The 15,557-nt window shown below is 72.3% G+C and carries 17 protein-coding genes; 2 read left to right on the top strand and 15 right to left on the bottom strand.

The genetic code is table 11. The features are described 5' to 3' along the window. Positions 1-28: 28 nt before the first annotated feature. The 4 genes from ACSMXO_RS02410 to ACSMXO_RS02395 form a co-directional block, all read right to left on the bottom strand. Complete coding sequence (locus tag ACSMXO_RS02410) at positions 29-625, bottom strand: SRPBCC family protein (RefSeq protein WP_346259033.1); 597 nt, start codon at positions 623-625, stop codon at positions 29-31. Positions 626-983: 358 nt separating this feature from the next. Then, complete coding sequence (locus ACSMXO_RS02405; protein ID WP_346259034.1) at positions 984-1,181, bottom strand: DUF397 domain-containing protein; 198 nt, start codon at positions 1,179-1,181, stop codon at positions 984-986. Between the two features lie 179 nt (positions 1,182-1,360). Beyond that, positions 1,361-2,566, bottom strand: coding sequence for a fumarylacetoacetase (gene fahA / locus ACSMXO_RS02400; RefSeq protein WP_455416538.1), 1,206 nt, complete (start codon positions 2,564-2,566; stop codon positions 1,361-1,363). 16 nt (positions 2,567-2,582) lie between these two features. Then, positions 2,583-3,440, bottom strand: a complete 858-nt coding sequence (locus ACSMXO_RS02395; protein WP_455416537.1) for a hypothetical protein — start codon at positions 3,438-3,440, stop codon at positions 2,583-2,585. A 94-nt stretch (positions 3,441-3,534) separates the two neighbouring features. On the opposite strand from ACSMXO_RS02395, the gene ACSMXO_RS02390 reads away from it, so the two are divergent. Beyond that, positions 3,535-4,710: a homogentisate 1,2-dioxygenase gene (locus ACSMXO_RS02390; protein WP_346259037.1), complete on the top strand. Its 1,176-nt coding sequence runs from the start codon at positions 3,535-3,537 to the stop codon at positions 4,708-4,710. A gap of 18 nt (positions 4,711-4,728) precedes the next feature. Here ACSMXO_RS02390 and ACSMXO_RS02385 read toward each other — a convergent pair whose 3' ends face one another. The 8 genes from ACSMXO_RS02385 to ACSMXO_RS02350 all read right to left on the bottom strand — a co-directional run bounded on the left by ACSMXO_RS02385 (position 4,729) and on the right by ACSMXO_RS02350 (position 11,266). Beyond that, positions 4,729-5,775 carry a hypothetical protein gene (locus tag ACSMXO_RS02385; RefSeq protein ID WP_455416536.1) on the bottom strand — a complete coding sequence of 349 codons (1,047 nt, stop codon included), beginning with the start codon at positions 5,773-5,775 and terminating at the stop codon, positions 4,729-4,731. Between the two features lie 166 nt (positions 5,776-5,941). After that, on the bottom strand, positions 5,942-6,979 hold the full coding sequence (locus tag ACSMXO_RS02380; protein ID WP_455416535.1) for a tetratricopeptide repeat protein: 1,038 nt from the start codon (positions 6,977-6,979) through the stop codon (positions 5,942-5,944). Between the two features lie 421 nt (positions 6,980-7,400). Next, positions 7,401-7,823, bottom strand: coding sequence for a hypothetical protein (locus tag ACSMXO_RS02375; protein ID WP_455416534.1), 423 nt, complete (start codon positions 7,821-7,823; stop codon positions 7,401-7,403). Continuing rightward, positions 7,820-9,088 (bottom strand): DUF6973 domain-containing protein, encoded by a 1,269-nt coding sequence (locus tag ACSMXO_RS02370; RefSeq protein ID WP_455416533.1) that lies wholly within the window; start codon positions 9,086-9,088, stop codon positions 7,820-7,822. The genes ACSMXO_RS02375 and ACSMXO_RS02370 overlap by 4 nt, the downstream gene beginning before the upstream one ends. A 4-nt stretch (positions 9,089-9,092) precedes the next feature. Beyond that, a complete protein-coding gene (locus tag ACSMXO_RS02365) occupies positions 9,093-9,407 on the bottom strand; it encodes a hypothetical protein (RefSeq protein WP_455416532.1) in 315 nt (104 codons plus the stop codon). A 101-nt stretch (positions 9,408-9,508) separates the two neighbouring features. Continuing rightward, the gene (ispF, locus tag ACSMXO_RS02360; RefSeq protein WP_346259043.1) at positions 9,509-9,985 is read right to left on the bottom strand and encodes a 2-C-methyl-D-erythritol 2,4-cyclodiphosphate synthase; all 477 of its coding nucleotides are present in this window, start codon (positions 9,983-9,985) and stop codon (positions 9,509-9,511) included. A gap of 18 nt (positions 9,986-10,003) precedes the next feature. Further along, on the bottom strand, positions 10,004-10,714 hold the full coding sequence (ispD, locus tag ACSMXO_RS02355; RefSeq protein ID WP_346259044.1) for a 2-C-methyl-D-erythritol 4-phosphate cytidylyltransferase: 711 nt from the start codon (positions 10,712-10,714) through the stop codon (positions 10,004-10,006). Between the two features lie 66 nt (positions 10,715-10,780). Continuing rightward, positions 10,781-11,266, bottom strand: a complete 486-nt coding sequence (locus tag ACSMXO_RS02350) for a CarD family transcriptional regulator (protein WP_007073334.1) — start codon at positions 11,264-11,266, stop codon at positions 10,781-10,783. 330 nt (positions 11,267-11,596) lie between these two features. Between ACSMXO_RS02350 and ACSMXO_RS02345 the strand changes: the two genes are divergently transcribed. Beyond that, on the top strand, positions 11,597-12,379 hold the full coding sequence (locus tag ACSMXO_RS02345; protein ID WP_455416531.1) for a hypothetical protein: 783 nt from the start codon (positions 11,597-11,599) through the stop codon (positions 12,377-12,379). Positions 12,380-12,433: 54 nt separating this feature from the next. Here the strand turns inward: ACSMXO_RS02345 and ACSMXO_RS02340 are convergent, their stop codons facing one another. The 3 genes from ACSMXO_RS02340 to ACSMXO_RS02330 form a co-directional block, all read right to left on the bottom strand. Continuing rightward, the gene (locus tag ACSMXO_RS02340; RefSeq protein ID WP_346259046.1) at positions 12,434-12,925 is read right to left on the bottom strand and encodes a hypothetical protein; all 492 of its coding nucleotides are present in this window, start codon (positions 12,923-12,925) and stop codon (positions 12,434-12,436) included. Between the two features lie 36 nt (positions 12,926-12,961). Next, positions 12,962-14,092 carry a type III polyketide synthase gene (locus ACSMXO_RS02335; RefSeq protein ID WP_455416530.1) on the bottom strand — a complete coding sequence of 377 codons (1,131 nt, stop codon included), beginning with the start codon at positions 14,090-14,092 and terminating at the stop codon, positions 12,962-12,964. Between the two features lie 273 nt (positions 14,093-14,365). Then, on the bottom strand, positions 14,366-15,535 hold the full coding sequence (locus tag ACSMXO_RS02330; protein WP_346259048.1) for an acyl-CoA dehydrogenase family protein: 1,170 nt from the start codon (positions 15,533-15,535) through the stop codon (positions 14,366-14,368). Between the last annotated feature and the right edge of the window lie 22 nt (positions 15,536-15,557).

Here is a 15,557-nt window from a genome sequence, read left to right as displayed (position 1 = left end):
GCGATCGGTACCCGGCGGGCGCGCTCGGTCAGGCGGCGACGGCCGGGCCGCTCGGGCCGGTGGCGGTGGCGGTGGCCAGGTCGGCGAGGTCCCGGCGGAGCGCACCCTCGCCGGCCCGCGCGGCGAGCCCGCCGAAGACCACGGCCAGCAGCCGGCCGTACCGGGCGGTGGGCACACCCTCGTGGCTGACGGTCACCACGGTCCGGCCCCGACCCGGTCGCCGCGCCGGCACCGGAACGAAGGTGTACGTCGTCAGGTAGTCGACGCCGTTGCCCGACGAGCTGACGACGAGTCGCCGGGGCGGTAGCGCCTCCTGGACCGCGAACTCCTCGACCATCACGGTGCCGTCCGGCCCGGTCCGGCTCTCCCGCCAGACGGTGCCGACCCCGAGACCGGTGGCCGATCCTTCGCGGTCGGTATCCGATCCTTCGCGGCTGGTGTTCGATCCGCCGCCGGACCCGGACGGCGCGGCGGCCTGGCCCGGTGCCGGTGCGCTGGCCGGATTCAGCACCTCGACCTCGTCGACCTGGCAGAGCCATCGGGGGCGGGCGGGCAGGTCGGTGAAGACCCGCCACAGCTCGTCGGCGGGTGCCTCGATCAGTCGGCTGAACGCCACCGTCGACATTGGGCACCTCCCCGACACCACGGTACGGCGCGGGAGGGGCCGATCACAGTCCGGACCGCCGCAGAATGATCAGAACGTGACAGCGCGACGTATGAACGGACGCGCGCTCGACGCACCGCCCGCGCTCTGTCCCGGACCATGCCTCCGGGCGAGACTGTCGAGCTGCCCCGCCGGTGCACCCACCGACAACACCGTCCCGCGACGATGGCGGTCCGGCCGCACGTCATCCGGGTCGGCGCCCCGTCCGTGCACCCAGCTCGACAGGGAGCGAATCAGATCTCGCCGCCCGGTGCCGGACCGGGGCGAGGGTTCCCCGTGACCGCGCGGTCCCGACCGTGCTCGGAACCGCGCGGTTCAATCAGCTCCCGAACGCGCCCGTCCTGGTCGCCGCCACGAACGCCGCCCAACTGGCCGGCTCGAACGACAGCACCGGGTCGGGGTCCTTCGAGTCCCGCACGCCGACCACGCCGGGTAGGTTGTCGGCCACCTCGATGCAGAGTCCCTGGTCGTTGGAACGGCTGCTCTTGCGCCAGCAAGCAACTTCCGCGTTGAACATCTTTGTACCCTTTCAAGGCTTATCAGACTTGATGACGGGTTTGTCCCCGCCCGGGTAAGTCAACGCGCGATGAGCAATCCTGTTACTCGTCCCGACCGGTCAATCGCACACTCCGTCCGACCGGCTGTGCGGGACCCGGCTGAACGCCGACCGGACACCGGCTGTGCGGACGCCGGGCCTCAGTCGGGGCGGGCCGGGGCGATCGTCCCGACGACCTCGCCCAGGCCGACGGTGCTGCCGTCCGGCCCCGGCGCGGTGGCGCCGATGCTGACCGTGTCACCGTCGGCCAGGAACGTCCGGGTCGAGCCGTCGGAGAGCGTCACCGGCTCGGCCCCGCCCCAGGTCAGTTCGAGGAACGAGCCGACCTGCTGCCGGCGGGGGCCGGAGACCGTGCCGGAGGCGTAGAGATCGCCGGTACGCAGCGCCGCCCCGTTCACCGTCAGGTGCGCGAGCTGCTGGGCCGGCGTCCAGTACATCCCGGCGAACGGCGGCTCGCTGACCCGGGTGCCGTTCCAGTCCACCGTCAGCCGCAGGTCCAGCCCGAGGTGCGGTACGTCCCGCAGGTAGTCCAGCACCGCCGGCTCCTGCGCCGGGGCCGGTACCCAGGCGGCGGCCAGCGCCTCCAGCGGTACCACCCAGGGCGAGACCGAGGTGCAGAACGACTTGCCGAGGAACGGCCCGAGCGGCTGGTACTCCCAGGCCTGGATGTCCCGGGCCGACCAGTCGTTGAGCAGCACCACCCCGAAGACGTGCGCGGCGAAGTCGTCCACCCCGACCCGCTCGCCCAGCGGCGACGGTACCCCGACCACGAAGCCGACCTCGGCCTCGATGTCCAGCCGGGTCGACGGCCCGTACACCGGCCCGTCCGGAGTGCCGCGCTGCCCCGTCGGGCGGACCACCGGGGTACCGGAGACCACCACCGTGCCGGCCCGGCCGTGGTAGCCGACCGGCAGGTGCCGCCAGTTGGGCAGCAGCGCCCGCCCGTCCGGCCGGAAGATCTTCCCGACGTTGCTGGCGTGGTGCTCCGAGGAATAGAAGTCGACGTAGTCGGCGACCTCGAATGGCAGCACCAGCTCCACCCGGTCGAGCGGGACCAGCAGCGGGGTCACGGCCGCCCGGTGCCGCTCGTCGGTCAGCAGTTCCACGATCCTGGTCCGGACGGTGGTCCACTGTGCCCGGCCGAGCGTCAGGAACGCGTTCAGGGTCGGCTGCCGCAGCGCGCCGCCGGCCAAGACCAGCCCGGCCGCCTCCGCGCCGTCGAGGTCGAGGACGAGATCCCCGACCCGTACGCCGATCCGGGGCGCCCGCCCCGCCGACCGGAAGACCCCGTACGGCAGGTTGTGCACCCCGTACGCCGATCCCGCCGCCTCCGCCACCCAGGTCACGCGTGCTCCCCAACTGTCACGACTCGAAGCCTCCATTCACCAGTCCCAGCCGGACCAGGTCGATCAGCGGTTCCAGCACGCTGCACGAGCCGAACCCGATCCAGAGCGGACGGTGCTGCTCCCGCCGGGACCGGGCCGCCTCGACCAGCGGCAGCGGGTCGGTCGCGGCCAGCGTCTCGGCCACCTCGGCCACCTCGGCGCCGGCGCAGGCCACGGCGGTGCCGGCCAGGATGTTGACGAAGCCGTGGTGGGTGAAGCCGGTCTCCGGATCGATGTGCCGGATCGCGTGGTGCAGCCCGGCGGTGAGCTTGAACGGCAGTTCCCGGTCCCGGCAGGCGCCGATCACCGCGGCCAGCTCGACCGGGGTGGGGAAGAGTTCGGCGGCCAGCCCGCCGGTGCGGAACTTGGCCGCGATCCGCTTGCCGCCGGCCCGTTCGTCGGCAAGCCGGTCGAGCGCGCCGAGCAACCCCCAGGTGAGCGGGATCTCGGCGTAGACGTCGGCGTCGTCCAGGTGGGCGGGGAGCCGGGCGAGGGCGGCGAGCCCGGGCAGCGGGTCCTCGCCCCGCTTGGCCACCGCCATCTCAACCTGCCGGATCCGGATCCGGGGGTCGGTCTGCTCGCGCAGCGCGTACAGCTCCGGCACGGGTACGTCGCCGATCACGCCGACGTCGATCCGCTCGTCGTCGCCGAGCAGGGCCGGCAGCTCGGGTAGGGCCGAGGCGGGCAGCAGCAGGGGGCCGACCAATGGGGCGTACCAGGCACCCCGGTGCCGGCGGTGCGCGGCGACCGCCTCGGGCAGCGTGGCGCTGCCGGGCGGGAAGACGGCGGCGTCGTCGACCAGCCCGGCGAAGAGCCGGGGTAGCTGCGTTGACACGAACAGAGAACTTACGGGACGCTACGACTAGCGGACAACACCGTCCGATTATCGGACGTTTTCGGCCGGTGACTGGGACAAAAGGGAGGCGATCATGCCGTACTACCGCAGCGTCGGCGAGGTTCCCCGGAAGCGCCACACCCAGTTCCGGCAGCCCGACGGCAGCCTCTACGCCGAGGAGCTGATGGGGCAGGAGGGCTTCTCCTCCGACTCGTCACTGCTCTACCACCGCTATCTGCCGACCGCGATCGTCGCCGCCGAGGAGTTCACCCCGCCGGCCTGGCAGCGGGTGCCGAACCTACCACTCAAGCCTCGCCACCTGCGTACCCACAAGCTCGACGGCGGAGCCGGCACCGACGCGATCCTCGGCCGGCAGCACCTGCTGGCCAACGACGACGTCCGGATCTCGTACGTCGTCGCCGACCAGCCCTCCCCGCTCTACCGCAATGCGGTCGGCGACGAGTGCCTCTACGTCGAGTCCGGCGCCGCCCGGGTCGAGTCCAGCTTCGGCGTCCTCGGGGTGACCGCCGGCGACTACGTGATCATCCCGACCTCGGTGGTGTACCGGATCGTGCCGGTCGCCCCCGAACCGCTGCGGATGCTCGCCATCTCCGCGTCCGGGCACATCGGCCCGCCCAAGCGCTACCTCTCGGTACGCGGCCAGTTCCTCGAACACTCCCCCTACTGCGAGCGGGACGTACGCGGCCCGGAGGCGCCGCTGCTGGTCGAGGAGACCGACGTCGAGGTGTACGTCCAGCACCGCCGGGGCTGGACCCGGCACGTCTACGCCAACCACCCGTTCGACGTGGTCGGCTGGGACGGCCACCTCTACCCGTGGGCGTTCTCCATCCACGACTTCGAGCCGATCACCGGCCGGCTCCACCAGCCCCCGCCGGTGCACCAGACCTTCCAGGGCCCGAACTTCGTGATCTGCTCCTTCGTGCCCCGCAAGGTCGACTACCACCCGCTGGCGATCCCGGTGCCGTACAACCACCACAACGTCGACTCCGACGAGATGCTCTTCTACACCGGCGGCAACTACGAGGCGCGGCGCGGCTCCGGGATCGAGCAGGGCTCCATCTCGCTGCACCCGGCCGGTTTCACCCACGGACCGCAGCCCGGCGCCCCGGAGCGGGCGATCGGGGCGGAGAGCTTCGACGAGCTGGCCGTCATGGTCGACACCTTCCGCCCACTCGACCTCTGCGGTCCGGCACTGTCCTGCGAGGACACCGGGTACGCCTGGACCTGGTCCGGCCGGACCACCGGCTGAGCCCACCCCGCCAACCCGTCACCGGCGCGCCTCGACGAGCGGCCGCAGCCTGCGCTCGAAGGCCGTCTCGTCGATGCCCCGGGCCAGCTTCCGGTTGTAGTTCATGCGAAACGGGCAGCTATCCTCGGCGCCCTGCCGCCCCGGCACGGTGAATTCGCTGACCATCCTGCCGCTGCGGGCCTCCCGCACCGTGACGTGGTAGACGCTCTCGAACAGGTCGAAGGTGAACGGGCTACCACCGGCCAGGAGGGCCGATTCACTCGCGTAGTTGCAGGTGACGTCCTTGCGCGAGTCCCGGGTCGCCGCCACCCGTACGCAGACGAGGAGTTGCACCTGGTCGAGGTTCCGCTTGGAGGTGCCCGGCTCGTACCGGGGTTCCCAGGCATCGGGCAGCAGGATCTCGGCGTACTCCATCTCCCGCTCGTCGGAATACCTGACCAGCATCATCAGGTGCGGACCCCGGCCGGCGAAGGGTTGGGAGGTGCGGTTGTAGACGTAGAGCTTCGGCGACCGGCACGGGTCGGCGGAATCCTCGCTGCGGGTCTGCGTCGGACCGGACGGCGCCGGCAGGGGTGGGAGTTGTCCGGAGGACGGCGGGCCGCCGGGCCGATCCGGCGGCCAGGTGCACGGTCCGGTCAATCCGATGGTGAACCCTCCACTCTCCAGAGCCATCTCCATCAGCAACTCGGTGCCGTCCTCGTGCTCGGCGATGACCTCCCGTACGTCGGTGGGCGTGCCGGTCCGCAACCGCTTGGTGTGCTCGGCAAAACCCTCGCGGATCAGCCAGGTGTCCAGGTCGTCGAAGTACTTCCCGGCCTTCTCGCCGGCCGAGACCGTCAGCTCGGCTCGCGGCCGGACACCCCAGGTCGGCCCGCCCTCGGGCAGGTCGGCACAGCCCACGCTCCGGGAATGGCTCGGCGGGGTGGCCTGCGCGTCGGGCTCCAGCGCCCCGGCCACCGCGCGGGACAGGTGCTCGGTGAGTCGCTGTTCGAACTCCTGGGTGGTCACCTTGGGCGCCGGGGGTTCCGGTCCGGTCTCGCTGGTGCACCCCGTCAGCACCAACACCCCGCACACCGCCACACCGATCCGGCGACTCCACCACTGCGTCCACTGCCGAGCCATCGCACCCCCGATCGTCCGGTCGGCACGGGCGAACCGAAAAGAAGCGGGATGTTCCGTACTGTCCCGGACTCTACCCGTTCATCCACGCCATCCGATACGGATCATGCCGTCAGTCTCGGTCGGGTGACCAGCCGAAGAGCACCGCCAGCTCGGTCGCGGCGGTGGTGGCGATCGCCAGCACCAGCGGCCACGGGGTACCGAGGATCGCGTAGAGCAGGATCAGGCAGGGCCCGGCGATCACGGCGTAGACGGCGAGGGCGAGCAGCCGGTCGGAGCGGATCAGGTCGGGCAGCCGTCCCCGGCCCAGGTTCGGCACCCGCCTGGCGAACCGCCAGACCAGGATGCCGCCGGTCACCGCCGCGAGTCCGGCCCAGAGCCGGGACGACACCGGGTTCGCCGCCGCCAGGCAGGCCACCAGCACCGACACCACGATGGTGTAGCCGGCGCCGTACATCAGGAGTTGGCGCAGCCCGCCGCCGATCGCCCGGGCACCGTCCCGGCTGGTCGGCTCCAGTGCCGCCGCGTCCGCGAGATGTTCCAGCGCCTCCGAGTAGCGTCGCTGCTCCAGCCGGATCACTCCGATGTTGTGCTGGGCCGCCGCCAGCTCCGGATCGAGCCGCAGCGCCTCCCGGTACGCCCGCTCGGCCAGGTCGAACATCTGCATCCTGGCCGCCACCAGGCCCAGCACCAGGTGCGCCTGCGGCTCCTCGGGCGCCAGCTCGACACCCCGCCACGCGGCGTTCAACGCCTGCTGTCCGTTACGCGACTCACCCAGGATCGCCGCCGCGCTGCGCTGGGCGTACGCGTCGTCCGGCCCGAGCGCGAGGATCTCGTCGGCCGTCGCCGCCGCCTCCTTGAACCGGCGCAGGTCCGCCAGGGCATGTCCCCGGATCACCAGCGGATGGATCAGCTCCGGAGCGGCGGCCACGGCCGAGTCGGCAGCACTCAGCGCCTCCTCCGGCTTGTCGCCCGCGAGCTTGACCATCGCGAGCATGACCAGCGCATGCACGTTCGACGGGTCGAGCGCGATCGCGAACCCGACTTCGGCGGCAGCTTCGTCGTACCGGCCGAGTTCGGCGAGCAGTTCGGCGCGCTGGACGTACCCTTCGGCGGAGGAGGACTGGTCGGAATCAGCGTCGCTGGACACGGGCCGAGCCTATCCGGCGCTGTCCCGCCGGATCTCCACGCCCGACCCGCCGGACACCACTCTCCGGGCAGTTGACGAGCCGCCGCCGGCCAGTTAACCGGCGACCCGCCGAATGCCCACTCCCCATGCCGCCGGATGCGCGGTACCGTAGACGGGACCAAGCCTGGCGCTCCCCCCGTGGCGTCAGGCTTGGTCCCTTAATGCCCCCGGTCACCTGGTCGGACGGCTTCCCGCTGCCGAGCCCACCTCGGCTTCCGCGCTCGCGAACCTCGATGGGATCCCGTCAAAAGGACTCCCGCCCAAGCCCGAGCAGTGCCCCCGCGCCCGTGCTGCCACCCGGATGCGGGGACGATCGCCTGCTCGACTACCGGTGCGGGGCGACGCCCCGGACGAAGCTGCGCCAGGCCGCCGGCTAGCCCCGTCAGTTCGGGGACGCCAGGCTCATGCCCTGCTCGACCACGACGGTCGTGCCGGCGGGCTGCTTGCCGGGTGTGAAGGTCAGCTCGGGGATGACCAGGGCCTTGACCACCTCGCCGCCGTTGGTGAACACGGCCAGGGCACCGGAGACCATCAAACGGCTGCCGGACTCCAGCACGGTCGCGCCGACGTCGCCGTTGACCTCGTCGGCGGTCGCGCCCTCGTAGTAGCAGTAGACGGCGTCCCAGTCGAACGAGGTCAGCGTGCGCAGCGGCGCCGACCCGCCACTGGCCCGCAACTCGGCGAACTTGGCATCGAGGTCCTCGTCGAACTGCGGGGTCATCGTCCGGCTCTCCTTCGCACAGCCCGCCACGGCGGACACCGGCAGCACCAGTGCCGCCACCAGCATCGTCCGCCTGCGGATCACGATCCGGTCTTCTTCTGCGGCTGGGGATGCCCCGGCAGGGTCGTGTTGGCCGGCTGGCCCGTGTCCGGGATGGTGAGCTGGTCGCTGTAGTCCAGCTTGCCGTCCCGGCCGATGACCACCGTACGTCCCTGCTGCACGGCCTCCTGCACCCTGTCGGCCAGCACCTCGGGTGAGACGCCGGGGTTCGCCAGCGCCACGGCCCGGCCGACCTCGTTGTTGTACAGGTCCATGGCCTCGCGGGCCGCCGGGTTGCCCGGGATGGTCTCGTGCGCCGTCGTGTAGCGCGTCGTCCACTCCTCGCCGAACTCCTGGGTCAGCCGCGCGTTCCAGTACGCGTGCCGGAAGGCGTCGTTGTGGTCGTCGTTCCGGTCCGGGGAGGCGAAACGCGCGTCCGCCACCGCGAACGCCTCGTCGTGGATGTCCTTGAACTTCTGTAGCCCCAGCAGGCCGCGCGTCCGCTGCAACTCCCGCAGGATCTCCGCCTCGGACGCCGTGAGCTGGCGCTGGTCCACGACCCAGCTCAGCGGCGGATCAGGGAACTTGTCCCGGTTGGGATCCTCCACGACCTGGTACTCCGCCATCACCGCCGCGCCGGGCCGGCGGGCGTTGGGGTCGGTAGCGGCCTGGCGGATCTCCTGTTGAAGGCCCGAGACGGCACCGATGATGGCCTGCGCGTCGCCACTGTTGGCCAGGAAGTCGGGCAGGTTGCCGCGGGCCGCTCCGAGCGCTGCCCCGGCCAACCCCCGAGCTGCGGTCTCGGTCCTGATCGCCCGCTGGTAGAAGTCGCCCGCCTGGTTGAACAACCGGTCGGCCTCGGGCTGCATCTGCCTGATCTGTTCGGCGATGCCGGTCTCCCCGGCCCGGGCGAGCTCGGCATGCCGGGCGCGCAGGTACTCCCACCCCTTCATCGGCTCAGGGCCGGGGTCGCCGATCTGCCCGACCAGGCTGCCTAGCGCACTCTCGACCCGTACGCCCTCGCCGACCAGGCGCTGGGCCTCGGTCTGCGCGTCCACGTAGTCGTCGAGCGCCCGTCCGGCCTTCCGGTAGCCGTCGCGCAACGCCTCCATCATCAGGTCGGCTTCCTTGAGGCGGCGGTCGAACAGCTCCTTGCCGGTGCCGGCCCACCTGGTCCCGCGTTTGACCCGTTCCAGGGTCGGCAGGGCCGATTCGATCAGCCGGACCACCCGCTTGAAGTCCTCGGCCGCCATGTCGACCAGGTGCGGCTTCATCGCCTCGATGTACCTGACCTCCGCCCGGTACGCCACGGCGTCACGTCCGCCGGAAGGTGGAGTCGGTGATGAAGGAGTCGACCTTCTGCTGGATCGACGCGTCGGCGTTGACGTAGCCGGCGGCCGCGACCTTGAGCTTCGTCGACAGTGCCGACAGCAACGCCACCACGTCCTGGTACTGGTCGTGCGCGTAGTCGGCGAAGACCCTGGTCCGGTCGGCCACCTCTTCGTGCGCGTTCGGGGTCGCGACCCGGCCCGACAGGGTCAGCTCCGGCCGCCCGGCCCGGAGCAGGCCCGCCAGCTCGATAAGCGTGTTCGCGCTTCCGTCCAGCGACTTGGGTTTCACATAGGTCACGGCACCCACCCCCGGCGTCGGCGGCCCATCGAGGGTGATGGTAGTGATCCGTGACAACAGAATCCACGGTGCGCCAACCGGAACGGCGGGGGCCGCCCGACTCAGGACCGCCGGTGGATGAGCGCGACGGCGATGCCGGCCAGCCCCTCGCCCCGACCGGTCAGCCCCAGCCCGTCGGTGGTGGTACCGGAGACCGTGACCGGGGCGCCGACCGCCGCCGTCAGCGCCCGCTGCGCCTCGTCGCGGCGGGGACCGATCTTCGGGCGTACCCCGATCACCTGGATCGAGACGTTGCCGATCTCGAAGCCGGCGGCCCGGAGCCGGCGGGCTGTCTCGGCCAGCAGCGCCACCCCGGCGGCGCCGGCCCACTCCGGCTCGGCCACCCCGAAGTTGCTGCCCAGGTCGCCCAGGCCGGCGGCGGAGAGCAGCGCGTCGCAGGCGGCGTGCGCGGCGACGTCGCCGTCGGAGTGCCCGGCCAGTCCGTCCACCCCGGGCCAGTGCAGGCCAGCCACCCAGCAGGCCCGGCCCGGCTCGAATCCGTGTACGTCGGTGCCGACACCGACCAGCGGAAGGATCACGTGCGAAAGCGTAGGCGATCAGTGGTGCCCGGCGAGCGGCACCGCGTTGAGCAGGTGCTCGGCCAGGGCCAGGTCGAACGGACGGGTGATCTTCAACGCGTATTCCGAGCCGGGGACGCAGGCGACGCGTACCCCTTGTTTCTCGACCAGGCCCGCGTCGTCGGTCAGCGGATCGACGGCGGCGGCGTGCGCGGCGGCGAGCACCGCCCGCCGGAAGCCCTGTGGCGTCTGCACGGCCCGCAGGGCGGACCGGTCCACCGTGCCGAGCACCACACCGGCGGCCGAGACCTCCTTGACCGTGTCGACCACCGGGAGCACCGGGATCACGGCGTCCTCGCCGCCGCGGACCGCCTCGGCCACCGACTCGACCAGGGCGGTCGGGGTCAGCGCCCGGGCCGCGTCGTGCACCAGGACGATCTCCGGGCCGGGCGGGACCGCCGCCAGCGCGGCGGCGACCGACTCCTGCCGGGTGGCTCCGCCGGTCACCACGGTCAACTCGGCGACCGGGGCGAGCAGTTCCCGGACGGCGTCCTCGTCGCCCGGCGGCGCCGCCACCGCGATGGTGTGCACGGAGGGTGCGGCGGCGATCCGCCGCACGGCGTGCACCAGCAGCGGTTCACCACCGATCCGGCGGAGCGCCTTGGGGCCGCCCGGCCCGAGCCGGACGCCGGCACCCGCAGCCGGAACGAGGACCGCGACGTCACCGCGCGGATTGAGCTGCGCGGTCACGTCGCGGTCCTCGGACTTTCTTCGGGGTACTTCGCGGGCACCGGCGGAAAGTGCCAGCGTGGGGGGCTATGCCTCGGTGAGCACCTTGTCGAGCAGAGTTTCCGCTTCGTCCTTGGTGCTCTTTTCGGCGAGTGCGACCTCACCGACGAGGATGTCGCGGGCCTTGGCGAGCATTCGCTTCTCGCCCGCCGACAGGCCCCGCTCCCGCTCCCGGCGCCAGAGGTCGCGAACAACCTCCGCCACCTTGAGGGGGTTACCGGAGGCCAGCTTCTCCAGATTTGCCTTGTAACGCCGCGACCAGTTGGTCGGCTCCTCGGTGTGCGGGGCACGGAGGACATCGAAGACCTTGCCCAGGCCCTCTTCGCCGACCACTTCGCGCACGCCCACGATCTCGGCATTCTCGGCGGGCACCCGGACCGTCAGATCACCCTGAGCGACCCTGAGGACGAGGTACTGCTTGGGCTCGCCCTTGATGACCCGAGTCTCGATTGCCTCGATGAGTGCGGCCCCGTGGTGGGGGTAAACAACGGTCTCGCCGACACTGAAAACCATAGGTTCGAAACCCCTTTCGCTGTGTCTAGGGTAACACGCTCAGGCACCGATGTCCCACCGCAGTCCTGACCGTTAGCGCAGCTCAGAGGCCCTGTGAGAGGTCTTTCTTCGGCTTGACACGGCAGCGATCCATGGATTTAGGCACACTGCGTGACACACGGATCACCGGCCGACAAGGCGGATCGGAAAAATCGGATGTAGGGCGTTGCGGTCCCCCCAGCATATCTCTTCGGCACCCGGCACCGCCGCCCACTGGCGATACGACCCCTGGTAGGGGAGGCTGGAGCGGAGCCCGATTCACACCTCAGGTGAGCAGCCAGGGGGTGCGCCATGAGCACGTCGGCGGACGGCGACGGCCGTCCGGACAACGGCCCGTTCGACGGCGTGCCCGACCTGCCCGCCGACTGGGGCCGGATCGTCATCCCCGACGATCCCGCCGAGCTGGCGGCGGAAGCCGCGCAGGTCCGCCGCGAGCTGCGGCTCCAGGCTCGCCGCGACGGGTGGCGCAGGCGCCTCGGGTTGCCCACCACCACCGCCGGCCCCGCCCCGCTGAGACTCTCCCTGCTGATCATGTCGGTCGCCCTGCTGGCCACCCTGACCAGCCTCTTCGCCATCACCTGGCCCAGCCCGCACCGACCGGTCGCCACCGGCCGGAGCACCCCCGGCAACCCGGGCGCCCCGACGAACCCGGGCAGCCCGACGGCCCCCGCCGGGCGGTCCCTGCCCGCGCTCGACCTGGTGGGCGAGAACGGCCAGGTGGTCCCGTTGCGGAGCCTGCTTCCGGCCGTGATCATCCTCATCGACGGCTGCGCCTGCGACGAGCATCTCGACGCCGCCGTCCGGGCCGTACCGCCCGGGGTCGCCGTGGTGGCGGTCAGCACCCGCCGGACCGAACCGGGCACCCGGACCATGCCGCCGCCCGGCGGCGGGGTGCCGCGCTTCCTGACCGACCCGACCTCCGAGCTGCGGGCCACGCTGCGCCTGGGCGCCGGCAGGGGCAGACCCGCCGCCGTACTGGCCAGCCGGTCGGGGCAGCTCCTCCGGACCGTGCCGGAACTCAGCTCGCCGGGCGACTACCAGGCCGACCTGCCCCGCCTGCTGACCGCCGCCTGAGCCGCCACCCGAACGGGCCTGAGCCGGCGCCGCGTCACGTTCCCGTCAGGCCGGTCAGGACAGTGCCACCACCTGCAGGGCGATCTCCACGTGGCGATGGTTCAGCCGCCGTGCGCCGATGGACAGTTCGTCACCGGCCGCGACGAGCTGCACACTGCCGAACGGTCCCGGGCAGCTCACCGACTTCGACCAGCTCCCCGTCACCCCCCGGAGTACCCGGATGTGCAGCTCGCCCGGGCTGAGGCAGACGTACTGGAGCAGGTAGCGTCCGCCCGGACGGGTGTCGATCGACCAGGTGACGAACCGGCGCTGGTTCAGCGTCGCCGTCTCCCGCCAGACGGTGTCCGGAAATCGCGGCAGGCTCTGCCCGGCCGCACCTCCACTCCGCTCGGTGGCCAGGTCCGCCCCACCGATCCCGGGCACCACCTCCGGTGCGCCGACCCGGGTCTGCCCCGGCCGGGCCGGCTCCGGTGCCGACCGGACCGACCACCAGCCGCCGATCCCGACCAGCAGCACCGCCGCCATCGTCAACGCCACCCTGCGCACCGGTCGCCTCCTCCCGCCGGTCCGGCGGAGATCTCCCTAGGAGCCACCCCGGCCGACCTCGTGGGCCGGCCGCGTGCCGTCCGCCCGTGCCGCCCCGGGCCGCCGGTCCAGCAGTGCCGCGTAGAGGGTCAGCCCGGGTCCGAATGCGAGCATCACCACGGTACGGGGTGGAACGGCGGCCCGCCGAAGTCGTTCCAGGATGAGCAGGGACGTCGGCGACGAACAGTTGCCGTACTCGTCGAGTACCGCCCGGGAGGCGGCCATCGCCTCCGGCGGCAGGCCGAGTTCCGTCTCCACCACGTTGAGGATCCGGGGACCGCCCGGGTGCACCGCCCAGCCGTCCACCTCACAGATCCGCCGGCCGTGCCGGGCCAGCAGGTCGGTGACCAGGTCACGGACGTGCGCCGCGAGCACCTGCGGCACCTTCGGCGACAGTCCCATCCGGAAGCCGGTGTCGGTCAGCTCCCAGGTCATGTGGTCGGCCGTCGAGGTGTCGGTGACGGCGGTGACCTCGCGGACGGCGTACCCGGGACCGTTGCCCGGGGCGACCACGACGGCGACGGCGGCGTCGGAGAAGAGCGCGTGCGAGATGATCTGCTGGGTGTCCATCCGGGCCGTCGACGGCTGGATGTGCAGGCTGGTCAGCTCGGCGCAGAGCAGCAGCGCCGGGCGGCCCCGGGCGGTGACGAAGTCGTTCGCGGCGGCCAGCCCGGGCAGCGCCGCGTAACAGCCCATGTGGCCGACGAACATGCGCTGGGTGTCCGGGGCCATCCCCATGTCCCGGGCCAGCAGGATGTCCAGCCCCGGAGTGGCGTACCCGGTGCAGGAGCAGACCACGAAGAGGCCGATCTCCCCCGCCGACAGGCCGGCGTCGGTCAGCGCCCGGCCAACCGCCTCCTTGCCCAGCGGCAGCGCCTCGATCTGGTACCGGCGCATCCGGCGCTCGGTCGGCCAGTCCGAGACGTCCTCCAGCAGCGGGTTCACCGCCGCCTGCCGGTGCCGTACCCCGGAGTTGGCGAAGATCCGCTCGGCGAGCGCCCGGGTGGCCCCGGAGAAGTGCCCCGCGAAGAAGCCCGCCCACAGCTCCTGCTGGCTGGCTGTGGGCGGCAGCGCCACACCCACGCCGACGATCACCCCTGAGCCGTCCCGCCCGCTTCCGCTTCCCATGCCGTCCTCCGATCGCGACACCGTGCACCCCTGCACGCTCCACGCGCCCACCGAGCCCAACCCCCGAGCGTGACCTCGGGACTCGCGCCAGGGCGAACGCGCCCGACCGCGGTACGGCCCGACCCGACCGGTGGTGGCCGGACGGCCGGCTCGCGCACCATCAGGTACCCACTGAACCTTTTTCAACCTCCCCTTGCGGTCCGCGGACCGCAAGGGGACGCGGTGTATGAGCGCCGCGCGGTTCAGGTGGAAATGGTTCAGTCACCGGCCGCCTCACCACCTGGGGGTCGCGGCGTCCCGGTCCGGGTCGCCGCCGAGCGCGGCGATGCCGAGCCAGTCCGCGCAGACGTCCGAGGTCGCCGGGTGCAGCGACCCGCACCGGGCGTCCCGGTAGAGGCGTTCGAGCGGATGGCCGCGTCGGGTCGCCGAGGTGCCGGCCGCCTCCACCATCGAGGCCGCCACCTCGGCCGCGGTCGTCCCGGCCAGCAGCTTCGCCCGCCACACCCAGCGGTTCGTCTCGGCGTCGCCCGGCGCCTCGTCGACCCGGCGGGCCGCCTCGGTCACCGCCAACTGGGCGGCGGCGGTGGCCGCGTCGGCCCGGCCGACCCGGGCACGTACCGCCGGCAGGCCGTCCAGGCCGCGTGCGGTCAGGTGCTCGACGGCGGCGTCGATCGCCGCCCGGGCCACCCCGACGTAGACGGCCGCGTAGCTGGCCACCAGCCAGTGCGGCATGAGCTGCGCGACCACCAGGGCCAGCCCCTCCACCCCGCCGAGCAGCCGGTCGGTCGGCACGGTCACGTCCAGGTGCAGGTCGTGCGAGGCGGTGGCCCGCATCCCCAGCGAGTCCCAGGTCGGCTCGACGTGCAGCCCGTCCGGCCCGGCCGGGACCAGGAACTGCGACACCACCGACTGGTCGGCGACGCTCCGGGCGGCCACCAGGTAGGCGTCGGCGTGCCCCGCCCCGGAACAGAAGGTCTTGGCCCCCTTGATGTGGTAGCCGCCGTCCACCGGCTCGTACGTCGTGGTCAGCTTCGACAGCCGGGAGCCGGCCCCGCGCTCGCTCATCGCCACCGCGTACCAGGCGCCGGCCGCCGCCTCGGCGAGCAGCCGGTCCCGGGCCGCCAGCGCCTCGGACGGTACGCCGAGCGCCTCGGCCAGCTCCTCGGTCAGCGCGCCGAGCGCACCGGTCACCGAGGCGTGCATGTTGAACACCAGGGCCGTCGCGCCGTTGCCCCGGGCCAGCTCGGTGGCGACCGCCGCGTACCCGGCGAAGCTGGCCCCGAGACCGCCCAGCCCCGGCGGGACCATCAACCCGAGGAGCCCGGCCGACCGCAGGTCGGCGAAGTCGTCGACCGGGAACGTGCCGTCCCGGTCGTGTTCGGCCGCCCGGGCGGCGAATCTCGGCGCCACCCGGCGTGCCGCTGCGAGCGCGTCCACCGTCATCCGTGTCCTTCCCGCACCGGCC

The sequence above is a fragment of the Plantactinospora sp. DSM 117369 genome (assembly GCF_053764795.1).
The sequence above is the reverse complement of the archived record's forward strand: the minus strand, read 5'-3'. Positions and strand labels throughout refer to the sequence as shown.